Below are 11782 nucleotides of genomic sequence, written 5' to 3'. Positions count from 1 at the left end.
ACCTCTACCATTTCGAACAGAGCCGTTAAGCCCCGTACTGCCGATGGTACTGCTGTCACAAGTGGGAGAGTAGGAAGGTGCCACCTGATGAAATCGAGTCTCTGATCGCAAGGTCAGAGACTTTTTTGTGTGTGATTAACTTGGCCAGAGCTCGGGTTAGCTACTCTCTTGACTTGCTCTTCTTGGTTGTGTTCGTAGCCAAAGCTGGCCTACGAACGGGATTATTGAGATATTCTAATAGCCTTAGGGAACTCCTTAAATAAAGAGTTCCCTTTTTAACTGCTTTTACTCTATCAGAGAGGAGTAGTTTTTGCTTTTTCGTATCTTAGCTTCTCTGAGTCAACCCTGCAAATCAATGGCTATCTTCAAACTACAAGTCAATGGACGGAGTTATCAGGCCGATGTTGATCCCGATACTCCTTTATTATGGGTATTGCGCGATTCTCTTGGCCTGGTCGGCACTAAATATGGATGCGGAATTGCCCAATGTGGTGCCTGTACTGTTCATGTGGACGGTGAAGCAACTCGTTCCTGTGTTCTCCCTGTTTCTTCTATAGGAAAAGCAAAGGTTACGACTATTGAAGGCTTATCAGCCAATGGTGACCATCCGGTTCAAAAGGCGTGGAATGAAGTAGATGTTGCGCAATGTGGCTATTGCCAGGCGGGTCAGATTATGACGGCAGCAGCCCTGCTCAAGCGTAATCCAAAACCAACCCAAGCCCAGATTGATGATACAATGACCGGTAATCTTTGCCGGTGTGGAACCTATCACCGCATACGCGAAGCGGTGAAATTAGCGGCAGCCTCTACTCCTTCCACTAAACCTGCAAAAACCAAATAGCTATGCAGACTGTATCACAATCAAGCCGTAGAAGCTTTCTGAAAATAGCTTCGGCAGCCGGAGGAGGTCTTTTGCTGGGCTTTAATTGGGCCGAGTCTGAAGCTGCCGCGTCGGCAGTAGTTGATGCCACGGCTTCAGTGCCCACCGCATTCGCTGGAGGAGCTGACTTTAACAGTTATCTGTCTATTAATCCGCAAGGTATTATTACCATATTTTCCCCTAATCCTGAAGTCGGACAGGGGATCAAGACGGCTTTCCCGATTATTGTTGCCGAAGAGTTAGATGCTGACTGGAAGAAAGTGGTTGTTGAACAAGCTCCGCTGGATACTAAAAAGTTTGAACGCCAGGTAGCTGGTGGTAGCGGATCTATTCCTCATTCCTGGCAGCGATTACGGAAAGCCGGTGCTACTGCACGACAAATGCTAGTGCTGGCAGCTTCGAAACGTTGGAATGTTCCGGCTTCAGAATGCTCAACCGAGAATGGATTTGTACTGCACACGGGAAGCAATCGTAGACTTAGTTATGGTGATCTGGCTACCGAAGCTTCTCAAATAACTGTTCCTGCTGATGTTAAGCTGAAAGAGATCAAGGATTTTAAACTGATTGGCAGCACCGTCAAGAATGTCGACAATCCGAAAATTATTACAGGAAAGCCTCTTTTTGGATTAGATTTCTACCGCGAGGGGATGCTGTTTGCGATGCTGCAACGGCCGGCGTTTGGCTATAAGTTGAAATCAGTAGATTCGAAGGCTGCCAAGTCGATGGGTGGCATTGTGGATGTCGTGACATTCGATAATAATGTAGCAGTAGTTGGTAAATCGACCTGGCAGGTTAAGAAAGCGAAAGATGCGCTCAAGATCGAGTGGGAAAAAGCGGATGTCCTGGAAAGCACATCCGATCATAATCGCCTTTTTAAAGAAATGCTGGATAGTTCGAACGCTACCGTTCGGCGGAAAGACGGTGATGTTGAAACAGCTTTTAAGAATGCGGCTAAAGTTGTAAAGGCAGAATATCAATGTCCGTTCTTACCACATAATCCGCTGGAGCCAATGAATTTCTTTGCCCATGTTCGTGAAGATGGTGCAGAATTGGTTGGTCCAACCCAAACTCCCGAATTAGCCCGTAACGAAACCGCAAAATTGCTTGGCATTTCGCCCGACAAAGTGAGTGTTGAATTGACGCGCATGGGCGGAGGGTTTGGCCGTCGATTGAAAGCCGATTATGTGATCGAGGCTGTTCAGGTTTCGAAACTTGTTAAGGCTCCCGTTAAAGTTATCTGGACGCGTGAGGACGATATGACGGGTGGTAGTTATCGGCCCGCTGTTCGTTACCGGTTCGAAGCGGCTCTTGATGCACAGGGAAACATGGTTGGGTACAAACTTCGGGGGGCCAGCATAAATGCCGGAAACGCAACCCGCGAAGATAATTTCCCATCTGGTGCTGTCGATAACCTCCTGATTGATAGTGTAGACCACAAATCCCCGATTACAACTGGACCGTGGCGGGCACCCATTACGAACTTCCTGGCGTTTGCCGAACAGTCGTTTATTGACGAAGTAGCGCAGGCTGCGGGTAAAGATCCTGTGCAGTTCAGGCTTGAATTGCTCGATAAAGCCAAGCAGAAGCCGGTTGGAGCTATAAAATATGACATTGACCGAATGAAGGGGGTTATTGAGTTAGCCGCCGAAAAATCGGGTTGGGGTAAGAGAAAAGGGGCTGATGGTAAACTCGTCGCTCAGGGATTCAGCGTTTATTTCTCGCACCGCTCTTATGTGGCTCAGGTCGGTGAAGTCGTGATGCAGAAGGGTAAACCCGTTTTGCAGAAAGTATATTCGGCGGCTGACTGTGGCGTCGTTGTTAACCAAAGCGGTGCACAACAGCAGGTTCGCGGCTGCGTCGTTGATGGTATTGGCCACGCGATGTACGGAAATATTACATTCAAGGACGGTGTTCCTGAACAGAAAAATTTCAATGAATTCCGGCTTATTCGGCTTAATGAAATTCCAGAGGTAGAAGTGCACTTTGTCCAGAATGAGATTGAGCCAACTGGTCTGGGCGAACCTTCATTGCCGCCAGCGGGGGGCGCTATCGCCAATGCCATTTACAAAGCTACCGGCAAACGATTGCGGAGCCAGCCATTTGCGCAGCAGGAAGAATTTAAAGGCGTTTCTTAACAGCAAGTCTTCGTTATAAATCATACCACGGTTAACATCACATACGAACCGTGGCATGGTTTGAAGCGAATGGCCTGAACAGATATAATTTTCCTAAACCTTTACTAGCTTACTACATAAAACTATGTACGCCCGTGTTATCCAATTTCCACTGAAGGCTGAAAGTATTAGTGAAGCAGTAGATTATTTTCGGGACTCAGTAGGGCCTGCCTTAAAAAATCTTGACGGCTTTAAGAATAGCCGAATGCTAACGAATTCGGAGACGAATAGAGGGCTTATGGTCACGTTATGGGAGTCGGAAGCGCATCGGCAGGCTGCCGAAACGAGTGGATTTCTCAAGGATGTTTTGAAACAAATGAGTAACTATTTTGCTGGCCAACCCACGGTAGATTATTATGAAGTGAGTGTGCAGGTCTAGTTTGACACTTATTATAAGCAATAAAGCCCGGCAATCACCGGGCTTTATTGCTTAGTCAATCGCATTTGTTGTTACTGCATGGCAATAACGCGGGGCGTTTGTTTGACGGGCGCAGTTGAAAGATTCAATTGTTTAAGAATGCTTCCTTCGGCTGATTTAACTTCCAGTTCATATTTGCCGTCGGCCAGTTCATCGACATTCAATTTCACAGCATATTTAGCTTCCTTCTTGCTGATGCTTTGGCGGAAAAGCACTTGATTCTCTGAATTACGCAGAAGAACCACAACGGGTACATCGGCGGTCTTGCTTACGGCTACACGGATCTGATTGCTGGCAGTTACAAATGCACTGGCATCGAATGGCAATGCTTTAGGTGTTGTTGGATTGGTCAGTGTTGCAGTACCCATTAGAATAGAAACTGCCAGATTGCTCATTAGTGAATACATGGTAGTAATGTTGTTTAGTGTTTATTAGATTTATTTGTTGTGTTCTGTTCTTAACCGTTCAATAGTAGTAAGCCAAAGGTTGTGCCAACAAATAATATACTCTGATTGTCAATTAGTTATAGCTTTTTCCGGTTCTTGACAATGTCCGCAACTGGACAATCGTTGTTCACTTGCGGACAAAATTACAGGGTAGATGTCTGGTGAGCGAACTAACAAATTATGAGGTGTAGAAAATAGGCGCTAAACCGTATAATATTCTGGATAAACCGGCTTGTTTCCCAGGATTGATTCACTAGTGGCATTAGATTTACAAAAATTGAGTCTTTAAGAGAAGATTATTCGGAAATATTTATTCTGTCAAAACTATGCATTTCAGATTCGTTATTTTGGGGTTAACGCTGTCTGTATTGGTCGGGTCGATCAGTTCAACAGTACGGGCGCAATCTACAGCCCGTAAACCCACCATGGTTATTGTGCATGGGGCCTGGGGTGGGAGTTGGGCGTTTAAAAAAGTTGACTCGATCCTGACTAACCGTGGCTATACTGTCTATCGTCCGTCGCTCACTGGCCAGGGGGAACGCGTAAATCTGGCTTCGCCTGACATAGGTCTGACTACGCACATTAACGACGTTGTGAACACGATTTTGTATGAAGATTTACATGATATTATCCTTGTAGGCCATAGTTATGGGGGTATGGTCATTACGGGCGTTGCCGATCGGGTTGCCGACCGAATCCGGAGTTTGGTTTACCTGGATGCAATTCTTCCCAATGATGGAGAAAGTGTAATGAGTATCCAGGGAGATCGGGCTGATTTTATTAAACCGATGTTGAAAGATGGCTTTATTGTGCCGATGTGGGTGAAAGCCGATCAGAAACCCCCTAAGGATGTTCCGCAATCACTGAAAACTTTTACCGAAACGATTTCCCTGAAAAATCCTGCTGCCCGAAATCTTCCTGCCCGATATATTCTAACCGTTGAAGCGGGTAAAGATCCTAAGGCCGATGATTTTGCGATACACGCCGACCGGGCAAAACAGCGTGGATGGCCCGTTTCGCAGTTGATATCTGATCATAATCCGCAATGGTCGGCGATTCTTCCACTAGTTAATGCACTGGATCAGTAACATAACGAATAAAGCCTGGCAATCAATAATCAGCCAATTGATTAAGTGAGATACATAACCTCGACCCTACTTTTGGGGTTATGCTCTCAACTGCCATTTATGATCTTCTATGCAAACGGTTGATTATGTACTGCTCACGTACTCCATTGTTATTACAATCACTTCATTTTTAAATCTCATCCGTCTTGATTATTGGTGGGTTCGAATTTGGGATTTTCCCCATCTACAACTCACTTTATTGGCCGCTGTTGGTCTATTGTGCTGGTTTTTAGTCGGTCATCATCTAGATGGCTATTTCGTAATTGTGCCCGTTGGTTTGCTGGCCACGCTACTTTATCAGGGGTGGCTGGTTTATCCGTTTACACCCTTTCATAAAAAACAGGTGGTCAGGTTGTCGCATAAAAGCGGCAGCAATCAGTTCGAGGAAAATACGATTCGACTTCTGGTGGCTAACGTACTCATGGAGAATACGCGAACGCCAGAAGTGCGGGAATTGGCCGATAAACATAAACCGGATGTAGTTCTTGTGCTGGAAGCGAATAAGAAATGGCAACAGGATTTAATCCCGTTAGAAGCTAACTATCCGTATCGAATATTGCATCCGCTTGAAAATACATACGGAATGCTATTATACTCCCGTTTCCCGATCCGGCATCAGGAGTTACGCTTTTTGATTCAGGATGATATTCCGTCAATATATGCAAGGATTGAGCTGCCATCCCGACAGTTGGTTCATTTTTATGGCGTTCATCCAATGCCGCCTAGCCCAACGGAGCATTATCGGTCTACAGAACGCGACGCCGAATTACTATTGGTTGGCAAGGAAGCCCGAAAAATAAAGGGGCCGATCATTGTAGCCGGCGACCTGAATGATGTTGCCTGGTCGCATACGACCCGGCTGTTCCAACGGGTGAGTGGTCTGCTTGATCCACGAATTGGCCGGGGTTTATACAATACGTTTCATGCCCACTATTTCTTTCTGCGCTGGCCACTTGACCACATCTTTGTCACCCCACACTTTCAACTGCGAAAAATACTTCGTTTGCCAAATTGCGGATCAGATCATTTTCCCATGTTCATTGCATTGACCTATGCGCCAGACCCTAAGCAGATGGCTGACGAAGTTCCGCAGCCGGAGTATAGCGATCTGGAAGAGGCCAGCGAAAAAATAGAGGAAGCAAAAGGGTAGAAAGCCGAAATAAACAAAGGCTATTAATAGCTGTTAGGTGGAGATAATAGACCAGAGCTATGAGTAGAGCTTTTTTGAAAAACGAAAGTGCGGATGATCCTGTCGTTATACCAGCGCGGGCACCGCTTCCGCCAGGGGCTACAAATTATGTTACGTTACGTGGTTTAGCGTTGTTACAGGTTGAGTTAATCGAGCTGGAAAACGAACGTGTCCTGGCGCAACAGATTGACAGTGAAGATGCTGAACGTACCCGGCAACTGGCTCTGTTAACTGGTCGTATCGCCAACCTGAATCAACGAATAGCAACTGCTAAGGTAGTCGACGCCCGTGAGCACCCGCGTGATGAGGTACGCTTTGGCGCTACAATCAGTCTACGCAACCGGGCAACAGACGCAAAACAGGCCGATCAGAAATTAACGATTGTAGGCGTTGATGAAGCTGATGCATCACAGGGGCGAATTGCCTTTACTGCTCCAATTGCGCGAGCCATGTTGGGAAAACGGGTTGGTGAAACCATTGTACTGCCAGCTAAGCAGGGAACGAATGCCCTGGAAATTACCGGGATAAACTACGAAGAATAAACATCGGATTTGGGTATACCAACGCCTGTTCATGTGCACGACTGTGCTTAATAATTAAATGTTGGGTACAGGCTGACGATTCTCATTGCCAAACAATGTACTCCACATGCGATTGAATTCAGTCTGGTAAGGTGCTGTAATCGTAATTTCTTCTGACGTTTGTGGGTGCTTGAACTGAATACGGCTGGCATGTAACAGCATGGTATTCATGCCAAAATTCTCCAGGAAAAGCTTATTCTGCTTATTGCAGCCATGGGGGCGGTCGCCGATAATCGGATGGAGGATATGGGCCATATGCTTTCGCAGTTGGTGCATTCGGCCCGTAGTTGGCGTCAGCTCTACCAACGAATAGCGCGAGGTGGCATGTTTGCCGAACGGTAACGGAATCTCCGTGCGCTGGCGTGTTTTAAGAAACGTAACTGCATCCTGAAGTACACCATCATCCCGGCGAAGCGGGTAATCGATAATTTGTTCGTCGGCAGTGTAGCCGCGCACGATGGCCAGGTACGTTTTGCTGATTTCGCCCTCGGCAAACTGTTGCTGCATAGCCGAATTCATGGTATCAGTCAGCGCAAAAAGAAGTACACCCCCCGTTTTCCGGTCTAACCGATGAACCGGATATACCCGCTGGCCCAACTGATCGCGGAGCATCTGAACCGCAAACTCGCTGGCATCACTGGCGATAGGTGATCGATGGACCAGTAAGCCGTGCGGTTTATTAATCGCGACTAAATCGTCGGATTGATACAACAACGTCAAGGGCTGGGAGGCACTGTGTATTGGATTGCTTACTTGCATATGTGACAAAAGTACGACCCAAATGATTAGGTCCGTTTAGAAGAGATCTGCCTGTCTACTTCCAGAAATGCTATCTTTGCGGTTCAGCTGATAACTTTGTCGTTTAATAGGTAATCTGGTAGTCGTCTCGTTCGGGATGCTACGGATTCAATGGGCCTAACACTAACATCCCAGTCAACGTCACTTTCATGTCACTTTCAACTAAATTATTGCGGGTTCTAGTAGTCGGTTGCGGCAACATGGGATCATCGCACGCTATTGCTTATAAAACCCTGGACGGCTTCGACATCTGCGGGATCGTATCGACCGGAAACAGTAAGGTTGTCCTTAACGAACGACTGGGTGGTGGGTATGCTTTGTTTGACGACTATACCACAGCGCTGGCAGAAACCAAACCCGATGCCGTTTGTATCTCGACCTACCCCGATACCCACGAATCGTTTGCCATTCAGGCCTTTGAACAGGGTTGCCACGTATTTATCGAAAAACCCATTGCCGATACGGTTGAGGGAGCGAAACGTGTCGTAGCTGCTGCCGAAAAAGCAGGTAAAAAGTTGGTTGTGGGCTATATTCTAAGGCATCATCCATCGTGGGAGAAGTTTGTCGAAGTAGCTCGGGAAATGGGTAAACCACTGGTTATGCGCATGAATCTTAACCAGCAGAGCCACGGTATGATGTGGACCGTTCACCGGAATCTGATGAAAAGCCTAAGCCCGATTGTCGATTGTGGTGTTCATTATATTGATGTGATGTGCCAGATGACGCGTTCGAAACCCATTCAGGTGAACGCGATCGGTGCCCGGCTGACCAACGATATTCCGGCGGGTAATTACAACTATGGGCAGTTGCAGATTCGCTTTGACGATGGCTCGGTAGGCTGGTATGAAGCCGGTTGGGGCCCTATGATGAGCGAAACCGCGTTTTTTGTTAAAGACGTAATCGGTCCAAATGGCTGCGTGTCGATTGTTGCTAAAAATGCAGGCGCTGCCGGAAAATCAGATAATGTCGATTCGCATACAAAAACAGAATCGTTGCGGGTGCATCGCGCTGCATTGGATGCCAATGACCAGTTTGTGGAAGCCGATACCTGGATTGATATGCAGGATGAACCCGATCATCAGGAGCTGTGCAACCGGGAACAACGTTATTTTTTGAAAGCTATTCAGGAGAATCTTGATCTGACCGACCACATGCAGGATGCCGTAAGCAGCCTGCAAATCGCCTTCGCCTGCGATGAATCCGTGCGGACGGGTCAGCCGGTTCTGTTATAATTCGCTTACGACTATTTCCAAAGGGCTGTGATGTTGCACAGCCCTTTTTTGCGTTTCAAAAACTACAACTTATTTTCTGTTCTCAGCAATTATGGGAATTTTTCCTACCCAATACTCGACTTTATCGTCGTCGGCCTTAAACGATAGCATTGAAAAAAGCTACGGATTCAGTGGTCTGACTTGTAAGTTACTGTTGCATGGCGTTAGCGATACCTACTTGCTGAAAGGCCCGGCCGATAAGTACATTCTTAAAATTTACCGGAATTCACACCGAAGTCTGGATGAAATAAAAGGCGAAGTGGAGCTACTTAACATCCTGAACGAACAGGGCGCAAAGGTATCTTACCCGGTTCGCGATCTCAATGGTGAACAGATTCAGGCGTTCAATGCTGCGGAAGGAATACGCCACGGTGTGGTTTTTAACTTCGCCCCAGGAAAGAACATCTATGATTTTACTGATGAGCAGTTGCGGGTTATCGGTAACGAAATGGCTTTCAATCACAACATTACCTCTCAGATTAACCTGTCGTATGAACGAAAGAACTATGATATTGAAACGACACTGACACGGCCGCTCAGGCTCACTGAACCCTGGTTTGCTGATGAAATGGAAAGCTATTCGGAATTAGAGGCTATTGCTGAACGGGTCATCCGAAAAATGGAAACATTTCATACGGCATCATTTAGTTACGGCTACTGTCATTACGATTATCTGCCCAAAAACTTTCATTTTGATGGCGATACGTTTACGCTTTTCGATTTCGACTTTGCCGGAAAAGGCTTTCTCGCCAATGACCATGCTTCTTTTCTGGTCCATTTTTTCTTCCATACGGCCACGGGTAAACTAGCGAAAGAGGAGGGCGATCGTCAATTTAACCGCTTTCTCGACGGGTATAGAGAAGTTAGAGCCCTGTCGGATGAGGAAATTGACGCGATTCCATTCTTAGGGATAATGTTCTGGATCTTTTATTTGGGTTTTGCGTGCGAAAACTTCGATGACTGGTCTAATAACTTTTTAAGCCCCAGGTATCTCAAAGAGCGTGTATCGGTCATAAAGCGATTTGCCGATATGTATTGTCGATTTTAACAAAACCTGAAATTCCAGATCTTATGCGGTTCGATCAAAAAGTTGTGAGCGCGTTGCTGGCGCTGTTCCTGTTCACCTCACTATCAACTTATGGACAGAAAGCGAAAGAGATTCGTCGATTTCAATTGACTGAAGTTCGGCAGGGCGTTGCGGTCGACGAGGGGCATTTTTATGTGATTAACAACCATTCACTGACGAAACATACGAAATCGGACGGGAAACAGACGGCAGCATGGAGTGATACAACGGGCCTGCTTAAGCACATGAACAGCGGTGTGGTGATCGGCCGAAAACTGTACTGTACGCATTCAAATTATCCGGATGTACCGATGGCCAGTTCAATTGAAATCTTCGATGCCCTAACACTTCGGCACATCGGTAGTCATAGTTTTGGCCTGTTTCCTGGCTCGGTTACCTGGGCCGATTTTTACCAGGGGCATTGGTGGGTCGCGTTCGCCAATTACTCCGATAAGGCATCTGCCGAGGGACGGGACAACCGGTGGACAACGCTGGTGAAATTCACTGAAAGCTGGCAACAGGTAGAATCGTGGGCGTTTCCGGCTAATGTATTACAGGCTTTTGCTCCCAAGAGTACGTCGGGTGGGACCTGGGGAAGCGATGGATTAATTTACTGCACTGGCCATGACAAACCTGAGTTATACGTCCTGAAATTGCCTGAACGCGGGCATACGCTGCAATACCTGAAAACAATTCCGACCCTTAGCGAAGGGCAGGCTTTTGCCATCGACCGAAGTGTAAATAATAAGCTGGTTTTTTATGGCATTACCCGAAATGACAACTATGTAATCGTATCAGAGATTAACTAATTCAGGTCTGGAGCCTTGACATCGTTATGAATTACCACGGGCCACATCGGGATTTCTCTGAATACCATCTTTCTTTTTATTCCTACTCTGAAAGAGTAGGAATAAAAAGAAAGATGTAGCTGTTGTTGGAGCAAATAGGCGTCCTTTTACAATAAAAGCCATTCTCATGAAGACGGAGCAATTTCTTCCTGCTGATCGATTAAAGCCATTCATTAAGACGTTTCTGATTATTGAAAGCGAAAATGGCATGGTCAACCGGATATTGCCCGGAACATCAATCGTAATGGCTTTCAAGATTAAGGGTAGCGTGAGCTATGCAGAGAAAGGCATTGAAACGTCTTTGTCTATGTCAACAATCACAGGATTAAGGAAGTCCCACCGTTTGTTAGACTATTCAAAAGAATCGGCTACGCTACTTGTTATTTTCCAGGAGGGTGGTGCCGCTGCCTTATTTAAGGAACCGCTCCATGAGTTGTTTGGCTTGAGTGTAGCACTTGACGATCTCATTCCTCGTAGAACTGTCGATGAACTGGAAGAGCGCCTGGCCGAAGCGGTAAGCAATCGACACCGGGTTAACATTATTGAACAATTCCTGCTAACAAGAGTCCACGAACCAGCGGGCGATAAGCTTGTCGATAGGGCCATTAACGAAATTAAACGAGCCAACGGAGTCATACGAATAAAAGATCTAATCACTAATCTGCCCATTAGCCTGGACCCTTTTGAGAAAAGGTTTCGGCGGGTCATAGGCACTTCGCCCAAGCAGTTTTCGTCAATCATCCGGTTGAGGAGCTTAATTGCTGACCATTCGCAGCAGGAAAATCTGACCGAGGCTGCCTATGTGGCAGGCTATTTCGATCAAGCGCATTTTATAAAAGATTTCAAATCATTTACCGGACAAACCCCACACCATTTCTTTGCCGCTGGCCCGTATTGGTAAGTCAATGATTTTTTACAATTCCCAGCTTTTTCAGTAACCTAGTTTTGTAGCAGTCAAGTGACTAATCGGTTGACAGAGACAAA

Annotated in this window: 12 protein-coding genes; 10 read left to right on the top strand and 2 right to left on the bottom strand. The window is 46.5% G+C overall.

Features of this window, described 5'->3' with window-relative positions; genetic code table 11:
- Nucleotides 1–355 precede the first annotated feature (355 nt).
- The 3 genes from GJR95_RS08040 to GJR95_RS08030 all read left to right on the top strand — a co-directional run bounded on the left by GJR95_RS08040 (nt 356) and on the right by GJR95_RS08030 (nt 3433).
- Nucleotides 356–841, top strand: a complete 486-nt coding sequence (locus tag GJR95_RS08040) for a (2Fe-2S)-binding protein (RefSeq protein WP_162385387.1) — start codon at nt 356–358, stop codon at nt 839–841.
- Between the two features lie 2 nt (nt 842–843).
- Complete coding sequence (locus tag GJR95_RS08035; protein WP_162385386.1) at nt 844–3015, top strand: xanthine dehydrogenase family protein molybdopterin-binding subunit; 2172 nt, start codon at nt 844–846, stop codon at nt 3013–3015.
- A gap of 124 nt (nt 3016–3139) precedes the next feature.
- Nucleotides 3140–3433 carry an antibiotic biosynthesis monooxygenase family protein gene (locus GJR95_RS08030; RefSeq protein WP_162385385.1) on the top strand — a complete coding sequence of 98 codons (294 nt, stop codon included), beginning with the start codon at nt 3140–3142 and terminating at the stop codon, nt 3431–3433.
- A 71-nt stretch (nt 3434–3504) separates the two neighbouring features.
- Here the strand turns inward: GJR95_RS08030 and GJR95_RS08025 are convergent, their stop codons facing one another.
- The gene (locus GJR95_RS08025; RefSeq protein ID WP_232541117.1) at nt 3505–3879 is read right to left on the bottom strand and encodes a hypothetical protein; all 375 of its coding nucleotides are present in this window, start codon (nt 3877–3879) and stop codon (nt 3505–3507) included.
- A gap of 365 nt (nt 3880–4244) precedes the next feature.
- On the opposite strand from GJR95_RS08025, the gene GJR95_RS08020 reads away from it, so the two are divergent.
- The 3 genes from GJR95_RS08020 (at nt 4245) to GJR95_RS08010 (ending at nt 6776) form a co-directional block, all read left to right on the top strand.
- The gene (locus GJR95_RS08020; protein ID WP_162385384.1) at nt 4245–5006 is read left to right on the top strand and encodes an alpha/beta hydrolase; all 762 of its coding nucleotides are present in this window, start codon (nt 4245–4247) and stop codon (nt 5004–5006) included.
- A 109-nt stretch (nt 5007–5115) separates the two neighbouring features.
- Nucleotides 5116–6195 carry an endonuclease/exonuclease/phosphatase family protein gene (locus GJR95_RS08015; RefSeq protein WP_162385383.1) on the top strand — a complete coding sequence of 360 codons (1080 nt, stop codon included), beginning with the start codon at nt 5116–5118 and terminating at the stop codon, nt 6193–6195.
- 59 nt (nt 6196–6254) lie between these two features.
- Nucleotides 6255–6776 carry a GreA/GreB family elongation factor gene (locus tag GJR95_RS08010; protein WP_162385382.1) on the top strand — a complete coding sequence of 174 codons (522 nt, stop codon included), beginning with the start codon at nt 6255–6257 and terminating at the stop codon, nt 6774–6776.
- A 54-nt stretch (nt 6777–6830) separates the two neighbouring features.
- Here the strand turns inward: GJR95_RS08010 and GJR95_RS08005 are convergent, their stop codons facing one another.
- The gene (locus GJR95_RS08005; RefSeq protein ID WP_162385381.1) at nt 6831–7574 is read right to left on the bottom strand and encodes a pseudouridine synthase; all 744 of its coding nucleotides are present in this window, start codon (nt 7572–7574) and stop codon (nt 6831–6833) included.
- A 188-nt stretch (nt 7575–7762) separates the two neighbouring features.
- Here GJR95_RS08005 and GJR95_RS08000 point away from each other — a divergent pair, with 188 nt between their 5' ends.
- The 4 genes from GJR95_RS08000 (at nt 7763) to GJR95_RS07985 (ending at nt 11699) form a co-directional block, all read left to right on the top strand.
- Nucleotides 7763–8845 carry a Gfo/Idh/MocA family protein gene (locus tag GJR95_RS08000; protein ID WP_162385380.1) on the top strand — a complete coding sequence of 361 codons (1083 nt, stop codon included), beginning with the start codon at nt 7763–7765 and terminating at the stop codon, nt 8843–8845.
- 91 nt (nt 8846–8936) lie between these two features.
- The gene (locus tag GJR95_RS07995) at nt 8937–9932 is read left to right on the top strand and encodes a phosphotransferase enzyme family protein (RefSeq protein WP_162385379.1); all 996 of its coding nucleotides are present in this window, start codon (nt 8937–8939) and stop codon (nt 9930–9932) included.
- A gap of 23 nt (nt 9933–9955) precedes the next feature.
- Nucleotides 9956–10759: a hypothetical protein gene (locus GJR95_RS07990; protein ID WP_162385378.1), complete on the top strand. Its 804-nt coding sequence runs from the start codon at nt 9956–9958 to the stop codon at nt 10757–10759.
- Between the two features lie 166 nt (nt 10760–10925).
- Nucleotides 10926–11699 carry a helix-turn-helix domain-containing protein gene (locus tag GJR95_RS07985; RefSeq protein WP_162385377.1) on the top strand — a complete coding sequence of 258 codons (774 nt, stop codon included), beginning with the start codon at nt 10926–10928 and terminating at the stop codon, nt 11697–11699.
- Nucleotides 11700–11782: the final 83 nt, after the last annotated feature.

Origin of the sequence: Spirosoma endbachense, from assembly GCF_010233585.1 — a bacterium.
Lineage (GTDB): Bacteria > Bacteroidota > Bacteroidia > Cytophagales > Spirosomataceae > Spirosoma > Spirosoma endbachense.
Note: the sequence above shows the minus strand (reverse complement) of the source record. Positions and strands in the feature narration are given on the sequence as shown.